Raw genomic sequence first — 16,695 nt, 5'->3', positions numbered from 1 at the left:
GACACGAAGCGCCATGGCCTCTCCCACCTCCTCGCCGCAGATCCGGCCCGGCGGCACCCTCGGCATCGTCGGCGGCGGCCAGCTCGGCCGCATGATCGCGCTCGCGGCGGCCCATTACGGCCTCAAGGTCCACATCTACGCCCCCGACGCCGACAGTCCGGCCTTCGACGTGGCCCATGCCCACACCCTGGCGCCCTACGACGACGCGGCGGCGCTCGCCGCCTTCGCCGATGCCTGCGACGTGGTCACCTACGAGTTCGAGAACATCCCCCACGCCACCGCCGCGGTGCTGGCCGAGCACGCGACCCTGCGCCCCAGCGCAACGGCTTTGCTCACGACCCAGGACCGTCTCTCCGAGAAGGACTTCGTGACGGGTCTCGGCATCCCGACCGCGCCCTACCGGGCGGTCGATACGGTCGAGGATCTCGTGCGGGCCCTGGAGGCGCTCGGCCGCCCCGCCGTTCTGAAGACCCGGCGCTTCGGCTACGACGGCAAGGGCCAGCGGATGATCCGCGAGGGCGACGACCCGGCCGCCCTCCTCGCCGACTTCAAGGGTGCGCCCTGCATCCTCGAAGGGTTCGTGCCGTTCGAGCGCGAAATCTCCGTGGTCGCCGCCCGCGGGCCGGACGGGACGTTCGCGGCCTACGACCCCTGCGCCAACGACCACCGCGACCATATCCTCGCGCTCACCCGCGTGCCCGCGCCCGGCCTGACCCGGACGACGGGTGACGCGGCGGTCGCCATCGCCCGCGCCATCGCCGAGGCGCTGGACTATGTCGGCGTGCTCGCCGTCGAGATGTTCGAGATCGCCGGGCCGGACGGGGCCGCCCGCCTCGTCGTCAACGAGATCGCGCCCCGCGTGCACAATTCCGGGCATTGGACCATCGAAGGCGCCCTGACCTCGCAATTTGCCCAGACCGTCCGCGCGGTCTGCGGCTGGCCGCTCGGCGACACCGCGCGCACCGGCGGCATGGCGGTGGAAATGGAAAACCTCATCGGCGCCGAGGCCGATGCCTGGGTCGCCCTGCTCGCGGAGCCGGGCGCCCATCTCCACCTCTACGGCAAGGCCGAGGCCCGTCCCGGCCGCAAGATGGGGCACGTCACCCGGCTCAAGCCTCTCGACTAAAGCTTGACCATTCAATCTGTCGCCTCTCGGCAACAGAAAACCACAGTCGAGCCCGCTTCGAAGCATTCGGCGAAAGCGTGAAGACGCGGGCCACACCTTCGCCACATCCCGAGGTTTCAGCGGAAGGTACGGGGCGTCCGCGGAAGCATCGTGCGTGTTCTCCGGTCTACGGCCGGAGGGGCCCGCCTGTTCTTCCCGGGTTCGTTTCGCAAAACCTCCGCTCCACGGCGCGGGCCGCATCGGCGATGCGGATGTTTTGCGGGATCGTTTAAGCGCCCATTCACCGTGTTGCGGCAGCGTGCGCGCGACGGGATGATCCGGGCCCTCACGGGCCGCTGCGGAGATCCGGGCAAGCGGGCGCGGGGGAGAACGGGACAATGATCGGGATGACGCTGGACGGACGCAAGGCGAGGCTGATCGGTGCCCTCGCGCTGACGGCCGCGGCGCTGGCCGGCTGCGAGACCTATGGCAGCGCGACGGCTCCGCGCCAATTCGCGGTGCTGGAGACCGACACGACGGGCGCCACCAACGTCAACATCGCCTCGCTCAGCGACGTGATTTCGCGCAACCCGTCGGATGCCGGCGCCTACAACACCCGCGGCGCGGCCTATGCCCGCGCGGGCCAGTTCGGCGAGGCGATCACCGACTTCTCGAAGGCGGTCCAACTCGATCCGAACTCGGCCTCGGCCTACAACAACCGGGCGCTGGCCTACCGCCAGACCGGCCGCGCCGACGCGGCGATGCAGGACTTCTCGAAGGCGATCGCCAACGATCCGAATTTTTCCGCCGCCTATATCGGCCGGGCGAACCTCGAGCGTGCCCAGGGTGACCTCGACGGAGCGTTGAACGACCTCAACGCCGCGATCCGTCTCGCTCCGGAATCGGCCGAGGCCTACCACGCCCGCGGCCTCGTGCGGCAGAAGCAGAACCACAACCCGGAGGCGATCGGCGACTTCGCGGCGGCCATCGACCGCAACCCCTTCGTCGCCGCCCCCTACGCCGCCCGCGGCCAGAGCCTGATCTCGCTGGGCCAGTACGACAAGGCGATCGAGGACTTCAACGCGGCGCTGAACGTGAACGCGAAGGACGCTGGATCCTGGGCCTATCGTGGGCTGGCCTACGAGAAGACGAACCGCCGCAAAGAGGCGAACGAGAGCTACCAGCAGGCCGCGCGCCTCGATCCTAACAACGCCGTGGCCAAGCAGGGCGTCGGCCGCATGCAGGGCGGCCTGTTCTAGAGCATCGCTCCGAAAGGTGGTTGCCGGCTTTCGGAAAAAGACGATGCGCTAGGGTGCGTTCCAATAGGCAGGACACGGGTTCGTTGAGAGACACGGGTCCGAGCGGCTCGGAGCGGCCGGCCGATCGAGGGCCGGCGGCATCCTAATTGCCACGGCGAAGACCCGAGGAGCCCGCTCGATCCATCGTGACCGGGCGCTTCTCTCGGGCCGCCTGCCGACCAGAGCTTGCTGAACCGGCGACGCGAAGCGTAAGCACTTTGACCCGTGCGACCCAGTGCCTTCTGCGATCCGGACGACCGTCAGACGGGTGGAGCTGGGAACGGACGCAACCTCGCCAGGGTTGCAGGTAGCTTGAAATCTGTGGGTGGAGCTCTCCGAAGCGAAGTCCATAGTTTATGCTTCCGCATCGAACGCGATCTTGAGCGTATCGAGAGAGCGTGGAGGGTGAGACCGATGCCGGATGGAGCCGAACTGTTCAAAGGAAGGCACGTCCTCGTCGTCGAGGACGAGTATTTCATCGCCGAAGACATACGGCGTGCGTTCGAAGAGCGGGGCGCCCAAGTGGTCGGCCCGGTGGGGAACGTCGATGACGCTCTGGCGATGATCGAGCAATGCCCGCGCATCGACGGTGCGGTGCTCGATATCAACCTGCGTGAGGTCATGGTCTTTCCGGTGGCCGACGCACTCAGGGCGCGCGGCGTCCCGTTCGTCTTCGCCACCGGCTACGAGGAGAATGCCGTCCCGACGCGCCTGCGGGACGCGATTCATTGCGAGAAGCCGATCGATCCCGCGCGTCTGGCCAAGGCGCTGTTCGGCCAAGCCACGGTCGGCTGAGTCCAGCGTCGGGCCGGGGCCGATCCCGGCCCGGCCGCGGTCCCCGCCGGGGGACGCGATCAGCCCGGCGCGCTCTCCAGCCGGCGGTGTTCGCAGGCGATGCGGCGGACGGTGCCGGTGTTCGAGCGGTAGACCACCGTCTCCGTCTCGATGAGGCCGGGGCTGAACCGCACGCCCGCAAGCAGGGCCCCGGTGGTCACGCCCGTGGCCGCGACGATGACGTCGCCCCGGGCCATGTCGTGCATGTCGTATTTCCGGTTCGGGTCCGTGATGCCCATCTTGACCGCCCGTGCCCGCTTGTCGGCGGAATCGAGGATGAGCCGACCCTGCATCTGGCCGCCGATGCAGCGGAGCGCGCTGGCGGCGATCACGCCCTCCGGCGCGGCGCCGGTGCCCATGTAGATGTCGACGCCGGTCTCGTCGGGCTTGGTGCAGTGGATGATCGCGGCGATGTCGCCGTCCGAAATCAGGCGGATGCTGGCGCCGGTGTCGCGCACGGCGGCGATCAGGTCCATGTGGCGCGGCCGGTCGAGGATGATCGCGGTGATGCCGGCGGTCTCCACGCCCTTGGCGCGGGCGAGCGAGGCGATGTTGCGGGCCGGGCTCCAGTCGAGATCGACCGTGCCGAGGGGGTAGCCGGGGCCGATGGCGATCTTCTGCATGTAGACGTCGGGGGCGGCGAGCAGCGAGCCGCGCTCGGCCAGGGCCATCACGGCGATGGCACCCGGCATGTCCTTGGCGCAGAGCGTCGTGCCCTCCAGCGGATCGACCGCGATGTCCACGGACGGGCCGTTGCCGGTGCCGACGGCCTCGCCGATGAACAGCATCGGCGCCTCGTCGCGCTCGCCCTCGCCGATCACCACGCGGCCCTCGATCGGCAGCACCATCAACTCGGCGCGCATGGCATCGACGGCGGCTTGGTCGGCTTCCCTCTCGCGGCCGTGTCCCCGCAGGCGGGCCGCGGCGATGGCCGCCGCCTCCGTCACCCGCACCAGTTCGAGAGTCAGGCCCCGCGCCGTGGGATCGCTGAAGATCCCGGTATTGGCCGCCGACATCGCCCTACGTTCCTTATCCCCAAGGCCCGGTCTGTTCATCGCCCGGTGCCGATTGTCGTCCTCGTTCCGGCCGTAGACGAGAGCGGGCAGGACGCGACGCGACGTCATGATGTTTCGTTCTTAGGCCGGATGTTGTCTCCGGCAACATTTCGCCGGAATCGCGGCCGGCGTCTCGCCTATTCGCGCTCGATGCGGATCAATTGCGGCGCCTCGGCGAGCAGGCCATCGCGGTCGATCGCGGCCAGCGCCTCGCGGACATTGCCCTCGGTCGCCGCGTAGGTGATCAGCACCAGCGGCACCGGCTGACCGGAGAGACCTTGCGGATCGCTGGAGGCGGCCTTGGCCGAGCGGCGCTGGACGATGCTCTCGATCGAGATGTTGGCCTCCGCCATGCGGGTGGCGACGCCGGCCGCAACGCCGGTGCGGTCGTGCACGGTGAGGCGGATGTAGTAGCCGCCCTCGTGGCGCTGCATCTCGACCCGGCGCGGCGGCGCGAGGCTCGCGATCGGCCCGCCGAAGGTCGGGCGCACGAGCCCGAGCGCGACATCGGTAATGTCGGCCACGACCGCGGAGGCCGTGGCGGCCCCGCCCGCGCCGGGGCCGATCAGGGTCAGTTCGCCGACCGCGTCGGCATCGACGGTGACGGCGTTGGTCACGCCCATCACCTGGGCAATGGCCGAGGCCTTGGCCACCATGGTCGGGTGGACCCGCTGCTCGATCCCCGCCTCCGTCGCCTGCGCGACGCCCAGCAGCTTGATGCGGTAGCCGAGTTCGTCGGCCATGGTGAGGTCGAGGGGCTGGATCGCCGAGATGCCCTCCACCGAGACGCCCTCGGCGTCGATCTCCACGCCGAAGGCGAGGCTGGTGAGGATGGCGAGCTTGTGGGCGGTGTCGAAGCCCTCGACGTCGAAGGTCGGGTCAGCCTCGGCGTAGCCGAGCGCCTGCGCGTCCTTGAGGCAGGCCTCGAAGGTCAGCCCCTCCGCCTCCATCCGGCTGAGGATGTAGTTGCAGGTGCCGTTGAGGATTCCGTAGACGCGGGAGACCGCGTTGCCGGACAGCCCCTCGCGGATCGCCTTGATGACCGGGATGCCGCCTGCCACCGACGCCTCGTAGGCCAGCGCAACGCCGTTCTCCTCGGCCAGACGGGCGAGCGCCGCGCCGTGGTGGGCGAGCAGCGCCTTGTTGGCGGTCACCACATGCTTGCCGGCCCCGAGCGCCGCCTCGACCGCCGCCTTGGCCGTCCCTTCCGAGCCGCCGACGAGTTCGACGAACACGTCGATCTCGCCTGAGCGCGCGAGCGCCACCGGATCGTCGAACCAGTGCAGGCCCGACAGGTCGACGCCGCGGTCGCGGCTCCGGTCGCGGGCGGAGACGGCGGTGACGGTGATCGTACGGCCGGTCGCGGCGGTGAGCGCCTCGGCGCGGCGGGCGACCATGCGCAGGACGGAGGCACCGACCGTGCCGAGCCCCGCAATGCCGAGGCGAAGGGTCTGCGTCATGGAAGTTCGCACCGTAATCGACGTTGGCACCGGACCTGTTCCGGATTGCCGCCCGACGGCCGCGGCTCGCTCGAAGGATCGCCTGGGCGGCGGTCCGGTGAGGGCGCGGAAGACGTCCGGGACGGCGCGCACTTCTGCAACGATTTGGGGCCGGTGCGCAAGGAAACGGGACGGGAAGGGTTTGGCGGGCACTCATGAGAGGGGCGGGGCCCGGTGCGCCGCGCGGGTTCCGGCTTGCCGAAGATTGGCCTCAAACCGGGGCTCTTCTCCTCACTCGGCAGCGTCACGCTCGAGCCGCAGGTTCCGGCCGCGCTGCCGGGCAGCAACGCGATGGCGCCGCTGGGCGCGATTCTGAGGAGTTTCGACGATGAGGGGCATCCTTCTCGGGGGCGTGGTGGCGGGCGCCCTGGCGCTCGGCACGGCACCCGCCGCCCAGGCGCGGGACGGCATCGGTGCGGGTGGCGCGGCGGCGCTCGGCGTGCTCGGCGGCCTTGCCGTCGGCGGTGCGATCGCAGGCGCCAGCGACCCTTATTATCCCGGCCAGCCGGTCTACCGGGCGCCCCCGCGGCCGGTCTATGTCGAGGGCCCGATCTGTCACTTCGAGCGCCGTGAGACCATCGACCCCTACGGCGACATCTACGTCCGGCGCGTGCGCGTCTGCGAGTGAGGTGGATCCGCTCCTCTTCCTGGCGGGGAGGAGCGGATTTCAACGCAGTTGCAGGCTGTCCACCACTTGGCGGAACAGGGGCAGCATCTGCTCGCGCTGGTCGGCGCGGGTGACGCCGACGGCGCGGATGTAGCCGTCCGGGTTGAAGCGGATCGTCTGCGAGACCACCACCGGCTGGCTCGAGGGGATGTCGAGGGCACGCGCCACGATCTCGTGCCAATCGATGCCGTTCTGGCGGTAGCTCTGCGAGCGCTCGATGACGAAGTCCTTCATCGTCTGGTTGGCGTAGAGCGAGGCGCGGGCGAAGCCGTCGCGCTGCTCCTGGGGCGTCGGTTGCTGCACCGCCTGGGCGACCACGAGGATCGGTTGTTCCAGGTTGGTGACCTGATCGCGCGGGCCGAGGGTCAGCAGCACGGAATTGCCGGCCAGCGCCCGCACCGGGCGAAAGCCCGCGAGGTCGCTGAGGCGAAAGGGCAGGGCGGCGATCTGCTGGTCGAGGGACAGCGCCCCGCGGATGCGCAGGCCCGTGAGCATGCCGCGCATCGACTCGTCGGTCTCCGCATCGACGGCGGCCTGGGCGATGATGATGCCGGTCACCTCCGGGGCGCCGACGATCAGCAGCCACTTGCGCGCGGCGGGCGTGCCCTGCCCGTCGGGAGCCGTCTGCTCACCGGTGAACAGCACGCCCTCGGCCCCGCCATCGAGGGTCACCGGCTCGCGGGTCTGGACGACGAGGCCCTGCGTCTTGAGGTTCTCGTCGGTGAAGCTCTGCTTGAGTTCCGGATAGGCACCGGCCGGCAGTTCCACCACGGAGAGCATCGCCCCGCCGCCGAGCCGTTCGAAGCCGGTGAAGCGCTTCGAGATCGTCATGTCCGATGGGGGCTTGAAGCCGAACCGTGAACTCGGTGGAAAAATCGCGTCCTCGGCACGCGCCGGCGACACGGGGGCGGAGGCGGCCCCCGCCAGCACGGTCGCCGCAAGGAATGCGGCGGCGAACCCGCGGGAGAACAGACGCAACGGCATCACAAGTTGTCTCCGAAGAGCCCTTCTCGGCTGAGGCCCATCCGCGATGGGTCGTCCGCCGCGGATATCCTGTCAAGCGCGGCAGAACGCCGAGGCAGAAGCAGGGATTATTTCCCGCGCCAGCGCCGCCATTGCCGTTCGATCCAGCGGGCGGATTTCTCCATCGGCACCTTGAGGCCGGGCACGTCCTGGGCCAGCAGCGCGAGGCCGAGCGGCAGCATCCACAGGCCCAGCACCGGCAGGATCGAGAAGATGCCGCCGAGGATCAGCAGGATCGCGGCGAGCAGCCGCACCGGAAAGCGCGCCGGCTCGCGCAGCCACGCCACCCCGCGCTGCACCCGCTCGGGAAGCTTCCGGCTGGCGCGGTCGACCCGCTCGTCCCAATCCCGCGCCGTGACTTGCGCCGGGTTCGGCGTGGCTCGGGCCTGTTCCATGTCGTGCGCGTTCTCCATCCTCTCAGAATGACGGGGCAGGCCGAAAGGTTCGCCGGATATCGCCGGCCCGGCGTTTCACCCGGTGATGAACAGTCCGGCGATGGCGGCGCTGGTGAGGTTCGAGAGCGTGCCCGCCAGGATCGCCCGCAGGCCGAACCGGGCGATCTCGGGCCGGCGCTCGGGGGCGAGACTGGTGAAGCTCGCGAGCTGGATCGCCACCGAGGCGAGGTTGGCAAAGCCGCAGAGCGCGAAGCACAGGATCGCGCTCGTGCGCGGGTCGAGGGTGCCGGCCTTCAGCGTTGGCGACAGGCTGGCATAGGCCAGGAACTCGTTGAAGGCGATCTTCTGGCCGATGGCGCCGCCGACGAGCGTCGCCTGCTCCCACGGCACGCCGAGAAGCCAGGCGAGCGGCGCCAGCACGACGCCGAGAATGCCCTCGATCGAGAGGCCGGCGAACCCGAACACGCCGCCGGCCCAGCCGATGGCGGCGTTCACGAGCGCGATCAGCCCGACGAAGGCGATCAGCATGGCGCCGACCGCGACGGCGACGCCGAGACCCTTCTGCGTGCCGTCGGCGGCGGCCTCGATCACGTTGGCTGCGCGCGCCTCGCCGAACTCGACCCGCGTCGTGAGGATGCGCGTCGGCTCGGTCGAGGGCACGAGGATCTTGGCGTAAAGCAGCCCGCCGGGAATCGCCATGAACGAGGCGGCCAGCAGATATGGCATCGGCACGCCGAGTGCCGCGTATCCGGCGAGGATCGAGCCGGCGGTGGAGGCCGCCCCGCTCGTCATCACCGCGAACAGCTCGGCCCCGGTCAGCGCCGCGAGGAAGGGGCGCAGGGCCACCGCGATCTCGCTCTGCCCGATGAAGATGGTGACGACCGCCGAGAAGGATTCGATGGCCGAGGTGCCGAGCAGCTTTCGCAACCCCGCGCCGAGGACGCGTGCCAGCGCCTGCATCACTCCGAGATGGTAGAGCACGCCGATCAGGGCCGAGACGTAGAGGATCTGCGGCAGCACCCGCAGGGCCAGGATGAAGCCCGAGCCGCCGAACAGCTCGAACATTCGCGGCTCGACGAGGCCGCCGAACAGGAAGGCGGTGCCCCTGTCGCCGAAGGAAAGCACGGTGGTGACGACATCCGCCACCACGCCGAGCGCTCGCTGCCCGGCGGGCACGAGCAGAATCAGCGCGCCGATCCCGACCTGAAGCGCCAGGGCGGCGAGCACCACCCGCGGCCGGATCGCCCGCCGGTTCACCGAGAACAGCCACGCCACGGCCAGCAGCAGGGCAACGCTCGCGCCGGCATGGAACAACCTGTCGAGCATTTTTCGAACCGGGCGGGGAGAGAATGAGGGCTTTCCAGCGGATGCGCGATCCGGGCCAGCGCAGCAAGCGGTGCCGTATCAGGCGAAGCGCCAGACCGAGGATCGCTTGATCTCGGCATCCTCCAGCGACCGCGTGACGGGAACCTCGTAGGTCACGAGCGGCATGAGCCGCTCGCGGGGCAGGTAGCTGCGGCCGGGATCGCCGATGAGGACCGTGCGTCCTCGCCCATGCAGGTCGCCGAGCCAGCCGCCGACCGCGGCGGCGAGGTCGCGCTCGTAGAAGATGTCGGCGGCCAGCACGCAGGCCGCATCCGTGCCGATGAGGTCGCTGCCGTCCGCCGTAATGCGGTCCGCCACCCCGTTGGCCGCCGCGTTGAGCGGGATCGCGTGGAGCGCGAAGGGGTCGAGGTCGCTCGCGGTGACGTGGGCCGCGCCGGCCATCGCGGCGGCGATGGCAACGAGCCCGGAGCCCGAGGCGAAATCGACCACCCGCCGCCCCGCCACGGTGGCGGGGTTGTCGAGGATGTAGCGGGCGAGCGCCTGTCCCCCGGCCCAGGCGAAGGCCCAGAATGGCGGCGGCAAGCCGATCGCCTCCAACTCGTCCTCGGTCTTCTGCCACAGCGCGGTCGCCTCGTCGGCGACGTGCAGGACGATCTCGGGGGCATGCGGCACCGGGCGCAGGGCCGTGTGTTCGCGGATGAAGCGGACGGGATCGCGAACGGGCGTCACGGAATCGACCCAGTGGGAAGAGGCCTGGAACGGCACGGGAAAAGCGAGGGGAGGCCGATCCGCATCAGTCCGCAAGCTCGGACTTGAGGCGCCAGACCTCGTCGATCGGCACGGCCCGGCGGCTGACGCCGCTGCCGGCCTCCGCCGACCAGGGGAAGGGATAGAAGGAAAAGGCCTCATCGAAGCCGGGGAAGGGGCGCTCGTCCCAGCGGCACAACTCAGAGAAGTCGGCGTAGAAGGCGCGCGTGTCGCCGAGGAAGCAGCGGCTCGGCTTGGCGTCAGGATCGGCCGCCCAGGACAGGACGGGCGGCCAAGCCGGAGCGTCGCGCGCGATGAGCTGGTCGAGGCTGCGCCGGCCGGCGGGTTCGGTCATCGAAGCCTCCCTGTCCCGCTCTCTCCGATGTCTATCGCAGCAGCTCCGCGTAGAGCCCGGCCACCGTCCCGGCGACGGCGGCTTCCGTGTAGCCGCCCTCAAAGATGCGCGACCGCGCCGCCGCACCCATCCGCGCGACGAGCGCAGGGTCGGCGGCGAGCCGGGTCAGTGCCGCGGCGAGCGCGGCGGCGTCGCCCGGCGGAACGAGCAGGCCCTCGACACCGTCGCGCACGAGGTCGCGGCAGCCCGGCACATCGGTGGTGAGGATGGCCCGGCCGCACGCACCCGCTTCCAGCAGCGTGCGCGGCAACCCCTCGCCGCCGCGGGAGGGCAGGGCGCCGACATGGTGGGCGGCGAACACGCCGGCCACGTCCCCGGTCGGTCCGTGCCACGTCACGCCGTCGCGCGACCAGTCCCGCAAGGTGGCCTCGGGGATCGCCCGGCGGTTCGACGGGTCGGGTGCGCCGTAGAGCGAGAGTTCCACCGCCGCACCCCCGGCGCGGGCTCGGCGCACCGCCTCGACCGCGACATCGATCCCCTTCGACCACAGCATCCGCGCGACGATGGCGACCTTCAGCGGCGAAGGCGGCGGGAGCGGGCGCGGCGCGAAGGCGTCTGGATCGACGCCCGCACCGCCGATCAGTGTCACGGCGGTGTCGGACGGGTCGAGGCCGAGCGCGCGGGCGTCGTCCGCGTTCTCGAACAGGAAGCGGGTCTGCCGGCTCGCCAGCGGGCCGCGGATCAGCCCTTTCAGGGCAAGCCGCGACAGCCGCCCGGTCGCGTCCGCGCGGGCGCCGAGCAGGCCGAGTCCGGTCAGCGCGAAGACACGGCGCGGGATGCCGGCCATCGCCGCGGCGGTGCCGCCGACGAGGATGCCGCGCAGCGCGACGCAGTGGACGATATCGGCCTTGAGTGCCTTCAGGATGCCCGCGAGTTGGCCCGCGGCGTAGCCCGCCGTCATCGGGTTGAGGCTGGAGCGCTCCGCTTCGAGCGGAACGACGCGGATGCCGGCGGCCTCGATCACGGCGCGGTGCGCGCGCACCCGCGTCACCACCGCGACCGAGAGTCCCATCTGCCGGGCAGCGCGGGCCATCGGCAGGAAGTGCGAGGCGAAGAACCAGTCCTCGGTGACGACGAAGACGAGGCTTTTGCCGGCGTAAGAGGCTGTTGAGGTGGTCATCGTGCGTGGCCATAGCACGGCCCCCGCTCCGGAACAGCGCCGCCTTCCACCCCGTTGTCGCCCTACAAATGAGGGAGGGCGTCATGCTGTCGGACGAGGCCGGAGGTGGCGTGGTCGATCCCCGCGAGGCCGCGCGGGATGCGGGCCTGCGCTACGTGGACGATTCGAAGCCCGGCCTGCGGCGCAAGCGCAACGGCAAGGGCTTCCGCTACATCGACCCGAAGGGGGCCGCGATCCGCGACGCGGAGGAGATCGCCCGGCTGAAAAGCCTCGCGATCCCGCCGGCCTACACGGAGGTGTGGATCTGCCCGCACCCGAACGGCCACATCCAGGCGACCGGGCGCGACGAGAAGGGGCGCAAGCAGTACCGCTACCATCCCCGCTTCCGCGAGGCGCGGGAGGCCTCGAAGTTCCACCGCATCATGGCCTTCGCCGAGGCGCTGCCGGGCATCCGCGCGCGGATCGACGCCGATATGGGCAAGCGCGGCCTACCCCGCGAGAAGGTGCTCGCCACCGTGGTCCACCTCTTGGAGACCACGCTGATCCGCGTCGGCAACGACGATTACGCCCGCTCGAACAAGAGCTACGGCCTCACCACCCTGCGCGATCCGCACGTGAAGGTGGCGGGCTCCGAGATGCGCTTCCGCTTCAAGGGCAAGAGCGGCAAGGAATGGTCGGTCTCGGTGCGCGACCGGCGCGTCGCCAAGATCGTCAAGGCCTGCCAGGATCTGCCCGGCCAGGAGCTGTTCCAGTATCTCGACGAAGAGGGCGAGCGGCGCGACGTCACCTCCTCGGATGTGAACGCGTATCTTCGCGAGATCACGGGCGAGGATTTCACGGCCAAGGATTTCCGCACCTGGGCGGGCACCGTGCTCGCGGCCCTGGCACTGCGGGAGTTCGAGGCATTCGACAGCGCGGCGGGGGCCAAGAAGAACCTGCGCGCTGCGATCGAGTCCGTGGCCGGGCGGCTCGGCAACACGCCGACCATCTGCCGCAAGTGCTACATCCACCCGCAGATCCTCGACTGCTACCTCGAAGGCGGGATGCTGTTGCAGGTCAAGGACGCGGTCGAGGGCGAACTCAAGAACAGTCTCGGCGTGCTGCGCCCGGAGGAGGCGGCCGTGCTGAGCCTGCTGCGGGGGCGGCTGGAACAGGCGACGAAGGCCGCCTCCAAGGGCAAGAAGATCGAGAGCACGACAAAGATCGAGCCGCCGCGCCAGACCGGAGGCCGCAAGGCGAGGGCGACCGGCACGAAGCGCACGTCCGGAGGCCGACGGGCGGCGTGAGACGTCTTCAGGTGCCGCTCTGGACGATGGCTCCGTACCAGCCAAGCCCGCGATAGGTCTCGTAGCCCGGCGTGCGGTTGAAGGCCGTGACGGTGCCGGACCGGGCATCGCGGACGATGCCGCTCTCCCGCCCGTTCAGGTCCACGTCGAGCGTCTCGGTGAGGACGCCCTTGCCGTCGGAGGCGGCGAGGATGCGACGTTGTGCATCGACGAGCACCACGCGGGTGCGTGCCCGATCCTCCCCGGCGATCCGCACGCCTTCGACGATGGACTTCGCTTGCGCATCCCAATCGAAGTGGATCGACAGCACACCGCAGGCCGGCCCACCGCCCGACTCGTAGATCCCGGCGGCATAGGTCGCGACCTGCCCACCGCCGAGCTGCGCCTCGCACCGAATCTCGCCCGGAACGTAGTCGTCGCCGCCGGCCAAGCGGATCGCATTCCGGAACCAGGGTTCGCTCGCCACGCTGCGCCCGCGCAGATTCGGGTATCGCTCGATCCGCCCAATCGATGCGTGCGGAGAACCGGCCTCCTCCGAGACCGGTTGATGGATGAATTGGCGCAGCTCGCCGTACGGCACGACAGCCGCCGCCCCGCGAGCCGCGGTGACGCCACGGTCAGGAAGGTGACGCGATGGAACTCGACGCCCTGATGCTCTCGCGCATCCAGTTCGGCTTCACGATGGCCTTCCACATCATCTTCCCGGCTTTCACCATCGGTCTCGCCGCCTTCCTCGTGCGGCTCGAAGCGCAGTGGCTGTGGACGAGGAACCCGATGTACCGGATGCTCTACCGGTTCTGGGTGAAGGCCTTCGCGGTCTCGTTCGGCCTCGGTGTCGTCTCGGGCATCGTGATGAGCTACCAGCTCGGCACGAACTGGTCGCGCTATTCCGATTTCACCGGCAACGTGCTGGGCCCGCTGATCCAGTACGAGGTCATCACCGCCTTCTTCCTGGAGGCCGGCTTCCTCGGGATCATGCTGTTCGGCTGGGACCGCGTCGGTGACCGGCTGCACTTCCTGGCGACCTGCATGGTCTCGCTCGGCACGCTGATCTCCGCCTTCTGGATCCTCTCGGCCAATTCCTGGATGCAGACGCCGGCGGGCTTCACGATCGAGAACGGCCGTGCGGTGGCCACCGACTGGTGGCAGGTGATCTTCAACCCGAGCTTCCCGATCCGCTACGCGCACATGGTGCTCGGCTGCTTCCTCACCACCGCCTTTGCGGTCTCGGGCATGGCGGCCTGGATGATCCTGCGCGCCCGCAAGGAGCCGCCGGCCAAGGTTCAGGGGGCCCGGGTCTCGCTCTCCATGGCCCTGTGGTTCGCGCTGATCTTCACGCCGATCCAGATCTTTGTCGGCGACACCCACGGCCTCGGCGTGCTCAAGCACCAGCCGACCAAGCTCGCGGCGATCGAGGCGAACTGGGACACCCAGGCCAACATGCCGCTGCTGCTGTTCGCGATCCCGAACATGGAGGCCGAGCGCAACGACTTCGAGATCGGCATCCCGCGCCTCGGCTCGTTCATCCTCACCCACGACTTCTCCGGCGTGGTGCCGGGCCTGAAAGACGTGACGCCGGACAAGCGCCCGCCGGTCTGGCCGGTGTTCTATGCCTTCCGCGCCATGGTCGCGATCGGCATGGCGATGCTCCTCCTCAGCCTGTGGAGCCTGTATCTGCGCTGGAAGGGTACGCTGTTCACGAACCGCGTCTTCCTCACCTGCGCCATGCTGATGACGCCCTCGGGCTTCGGCGCGGTGATCTTCGGCTGGTTCACCGCCGAGATCGGGCGACAGCCCTACATCGTCTACGGTCAGCTCAAGACGGCGGATGCCCACTCGCCGCTGACGGCCCAGGCGGTGACGACCTCGCTCATCGCCTTCGTCGTCGCCTACGCGATCATCTTCGGCTTCGGCAGCTACTATCTCGCGAAGCTGCTGCGCAAAGGCCCCGAGCCGTTCGAGCCCTCGGTGCGCGGCGAAGATGTCGGCCGCAAGCCGAAGCGTCCCCTCTCGGCGCTGGACGAGAAGCTGGAGCCGCGCTCGATCTAGAGCGCATTCCCATCAAAGGCCGGCCGGCGCTTCGGAAAATGGTGCGTCGGACCTGGGCCTTCAGGCTCGGGCGGCGTGGGCGGTGTGGCGTGTCGGGCTGCGCGGCGTCTCGGTGTCGAGCACCGGGGCGAGACCGAGCTGGCGTGCGAGGGTGACGAGATCCTTGAGGCGACCGGTCTGCGTCTTGCGGCGCAGGTTCAGCCGGTGGGTCTCGACCGTCCGGACGCTCAGCGAGAGCCGCCGGGCGACTTCCTTGTTGCTGAAGCCGGCGCTGAGGAAGCGTAGAACCTCCGCCTCGCGCGGGGTGAGCCCGATGGCCGAATCCTCGGCGGCCGGGCGGGCGGACGACGACGCGGGCGATGTGCCCTTCGCGAGGGCGAGCACGCTGGCGCAGACCTCGTCCGCCGGGGTTCCGCAGCCGATGAAAGCGTCGGCGCCGGCGGCGATCAGCCGGTTCATCGCCGGCGCGTCGAGGGTCCGGAACACCGCGAGCACCCGCAGCCAGGGCCGCCCGTCGCGCAAGGCCGCGATCCGCGCGCAGCCGGCCTCCGCTTGCGCCCCGTCCACCGGGACCAGCGCCACGGCCGGCACCGGACCGCCGCGGGCCAGATCGTCCTCGCCGATGGTCCGTAGGGCCGGCGCATGCTCCAGCTCGGCGCGCATCCGTTCGTCGAGCCCCGACGGCTCATCGACGATCAAAAGCTCGACAGCCCGGCCCGCCGTGTGGCTGGCGGTGTGCTTGACGGCCTGACTCATGCCGCTCCCCTCTCGTCCCGCCGCAGAACGGTGCGGCTTGTGCGGATGGAGAAGAACAAGAGTCGTTCCAGCGGTTTAGGGGGCTTTACTGCCCCGAAACGTTCCCTCGCGGAGCCGTCCGGCGATCACCGTCCCGCTTCGGGACGAAGCGGTCACCTTACCCGCGGCGGCCAGGCCGCCGGGCTGCGAACGTCTCACGCCGTCCGGGAGAGGATGAGGTCGGACATCGCCGAGACCACGCGATCGCGGCCCGTCGTCTTGGCTTCGTACAGGGCGATGTCGGCCCGCTTCAGAAGGCCCTCGACCGTCTCGCCCTCGGACCATTCGCTGACGCCGAAGCTGCAGGTGAGGCGCACCGGCCCCTTGGTCGAGCGGATGCGGAGATCCGATGTCTTGAGGCGCAGGCGGGAGGCGATCGCTTCGGCCTCCGCGAGGCGCTGACCGGCGAGCACCACCGCGAACTCCTCCCCGCCCAGGCGCCCGGCAATGCCCTCCGCCTCGATCAGTCCCGCCACCGCTTTAATCGCCGCGTCGCCGACATCGTGGCCGTGCTCGTCGTTGATGCGCTTGAAATGGTCGATGTCGAGGATCACGGCGCAGAGATGCCCGAACGACCCGGCCTTCTGGGCGGCCTCGCGCGTGCGCCGGAGGAAGGCGCGGCGGTTGAGCAGGCCGGTGAGCGAATCGGTCTCGGCAAGCCGGATCAGGTCGCTCTGGAGCGTGGTGAGGCGCTCGGCCGCCCGCAGCCGCGCCTGCAATTCCTCGGCGCCCGGCGGCTTGTCGATGAAGTCGTCGGCGCCGCTGTCGAGAGCCTCGGCGAGGTTGCGGGCGTTTCGGGCCGAGGACATGGCGATGATCGAGAGCGGACGGCTCGATTCGGACAGCAGGCGGGCCGACCAGCACAGCTCCAATCCACTCAGCGGACGGACTTCCAGGCTGGTGATCAGGGCACGGACCTTCGGATTGTCGGTGATGTAGGTCAGCGCCTCACCGGAATCCGTGAACTGTGTCACCACATGCCCCCGCGGTTCGAGCATGCCGGCCACGATCCGCAGGACGACGCGGCTCGAATCCACGATGACGATGTGCACGGCTCTACCCCCGCTGACCGGCGGAGATT

Annotated in this window: 17 protein-coding genes; 6 read left to right on the top strand and 11 right to left on the bottom strand. The window is 69.8% G+C overall.

Going from position 1 to position 16,695, the window contains the following annotated elements; genetic code table 11:
• Nucleotides 1-13 precede the first annotated feature (13 nt).
• The 3 genes from J2W78_RS19170 (at nucleotide 14) to J2W78_RS19160 (ending at nucleotide 3,198) form a co-directional block, all read left to right on the top strand.
• Nucleotides 14-1,126: a 5-(carboxyamino)imidazole ribonucleotide synthase gene (locus tag J2W78_RS19170; RefSeq protein WP_253373104.1), complete on the top strand. Its 1,113-nt coding sequence runs from the start codon at nucleotides 14-16 to the stop codon at nucleotides 1,124-1,126.
• A 377-nt stretch (nucleotides 1,127-1,503) separates the two neighbouring features.
• Entirely contained in the window at nucleotides 1,504-2,364 is an 861-nt protein-coding gene (locus J2W78_RS19165) for a tetratricopeptide repeat protein (protein ID WP_253373102.1), read from the top strand.
• A gap of 453 nt (nucleotides 2,365-2,817) precedes the next feature.
• The gene (locus J2W78_RS19160) at nucleotides 2,818-3,198 is read left to right on the top strand and encodes a response regulator (RefSeq protein ID WP_253373100.1); all 381 of its coding nucleotides are present in this window, start codon (nucleotides 2,818-2,820) and stop codon (nucleotides 3,196-3,198) included.
• A gap of 59 nt (nucleotides 3,199-3,257) precedes the next feature.
• Here J2W78_RS19160 and glpX read toward each other — a convergent pair whose 3' ends face one another.
• Nucleotides 3,258-4,253 (bottom strand): class II fructose-bisphosphatase, encoded by a 996-nt coding sequence (gene glpX / locus J2W78_RS19155; RefSeq protein ID WP_253374088.1) that lies wholly within the window; start codon nucleotides 4,251-4,253, stop codon nucleotides 3,258-3,260.
• Between the two features lie 176 nt (nucleotides 4,254-4,429).
• On the bottom strand, nucleotides 4,430-5,752 hold the full coding sequence (locus J2W78_RS19150) for a homoserine dehydrogenase (protein WP_253373098.1): 1,323 nt from the start codon (nucleotides 5,750-5,752) through the stop codon (nucleotides 4,430-4,432).
• Nucleotides 5,753-6,119: 367 nt separating this feature from the next.
• Between J2W78_RS19150 and J2W78_RS19145 the strand changes: the two genes are divergently transcribed.
• Entirely contained in the window at nucleotides 6,120-6,419 is a 300-nt protein-coding gene (locus tag J2W78_RS19145) for a hypothetical protein (protein ID WP_253373096.1), read from the top strand.
• Nucleotides 6,420-6,458: 39 nt separating this feature from the next.
• Here the strand turns inward: J2W78_RS19145 and J2W78_RS19140 are convergent, their stop codons facing one another.
• From J2W78_RS19140 to J2W78_RS19115, 6 genes are all read right to left on the bottom strand, one after another.
• Nucleotides 6,459-7,442 (bottom strand): hypothetical protein, encoded by a 984-nt coding sequence (locus J2W78_RS19140; RefSeq protein WP_253373095.1) that lies wholly within the window; start codon nucleotides 7,440-7,442, stop codon nucleotides 6,459-6,461.
• A gap of 107 nt (nucleotides 7,443-7,549) precedes the next feature.
• Complete coding sequence (locus J2W78_RS19135; protein ID WP_253373093.1) at nucleotides 7,550-7,876, bottom strand: hypothetical protein; 327 nt, start codon at nucleotides 7,874-7,876, stop codon at nucleotides 7,550-7,552.
• Nucleotides 7,877-7,951: 75 nt separating this feature from the next.
• Complete coding sequence (locus tag J2W78_RS19130; RefSeq protein WP_253373091.1) at nucleotides 7,952-9,202, bottom strand: NupC/NupG family nucleoside CNT transporter; 1,251 nt, start codon at nucleotides 9,200-9,202, stop codon at nucleotides 7,952-7,954.
• A 78-nt stretch (nucleotides 9,203-9,280) separates the two neighbouring features.
• A complete protein-coding gene (locus tag J2W78_RS19125) occupies nucleotides 9,281-9,931 on the bottom strand; it encodes a class I SAM-dependent methyltransferase (RefSeq protein ID WP_253373089.1) in 651 nt (216 codons plus the stop codon).
• Between the two features lie 64 nt (nucleotides 9,932-9,995).
• Entirely contained in the window at nucleotides 9,996-10,304 is a 309-nt protein-coding gene (locus tag J2W78_RS19120) for a hypothetical protein (protein WP_253373087.1), read from the bottom strand.
• Between the two features lie 31 nt (nucleotides 10,305-10,335).
• Nucleotides 10,336-11,484 carry a glycosyltransferase family 4 protein gene (locus J2W78_RS19115; protein WP_253373085.1) on the bottom strand — a complete coding sequence of 383 codons (1,149 nt, stop codon included), beginning with the start codon at nucleotides 11,482-11,484 and terminating at the stop codon, nucleotides 10,336-10,338.
• Nucleotides 11,485-11,567: 83 nt separating this feature from the next.
• Here J2W78_RS19115 and J2W78_RS19110 point away from each other — a divergent pair, with 83 nt between their 5' ends.
• On the top strand, nucleotides 11,568-12,770 hold the full coding sequence (locus J2W78_RS19110; RefSeq protein WP_253373083.1) for a DNA topoisomerase IB: 1,203 nt from the start codon (nucleotides 11,568-11,570) through the stop codon (nucleotides 12,768-12,770).
• Between the two features lie 7 nt (nucleotides 12,771-12,777).
• Here J2W78_RS19110 and J2W78_RS19105 read toward each other — a convergent pair whose 3' ends face one another.
• Nucleotides 12,778-13,236 carry a hypothetical protein gene (locus tag J2W78_RS19105; RefSeq protein ID WP_253373080.1) on the bottom strand — a complete coding sequence of 153 codons (459 nt, stop codon included), beginning with the start codon at nucleotides 13,234-13,236 and terminating at the stop codon, nucleotides 12,778-12,780.
• Nucleotides 13,237-13,403: 167 nt separating this feature from the next.
• Between J2W78_RS19105 and J2W78_RS19100 the strand changes: the two genes are divergently transcribed.
• Nucleotides 13,404-14,819 (top strand): cytochrome ubiquinol oxidase subunit I, encoded by a 1,416-nt coding sequence (locus J2W78_RS19100; RefSeq protein ID WP_253373078.1) that lies wholly within the window; start codon nucleotides 13,404-13,406, stop codon nucleotides 14,817-14,819.
• A 60-nt stretch (nucleotides 14,820-14,879) separates the two neighbouring features.
• Here J2W78_RS19100 and J2W78_RS19095 read toward each other — a convergent pair whose 3' ends face one another.
• Entirely contained in the window at nucleotides 14,880-15,575 is a 696-nt protein-coding gene (locus J2W78_RS19095) for a response regulator transcription factor (RefSeq protein WP_253373076.1), read from the bottom strand.
• A gap of 194 nt (nucleotides 15,576-15,769) precedes the next feature.
• Nucleotides 15,770-16,666 (bottom strand): GGDEF domain-containing response regulator, encoded by an 897-nt coding sequence (locus J2W78_RS19090; protein WP_253373074.1) that lies wholly within the window; start codon nucleotides 16,664-16,666, stop codon nucleotides 15,770-15,772.
• Nucleotides 16,667-16,695: the final 29 nt, after the last annotated feature.

Origin of the sequence: Methylorubrum extorquens (assembly GCF_024169925.1) — a bacterium.
Taxonomy (GTDB): domain Bacteria; phylum Pseudomonadota; class Alphaproteobacteria; order Rhizobiales; family Beijerinckiaceae; genus Methylobacterium; species Methylobacterium extorquens_A.
This window is presented reverse-complemented; position numbering and strand designations above follow the sequence as displayed.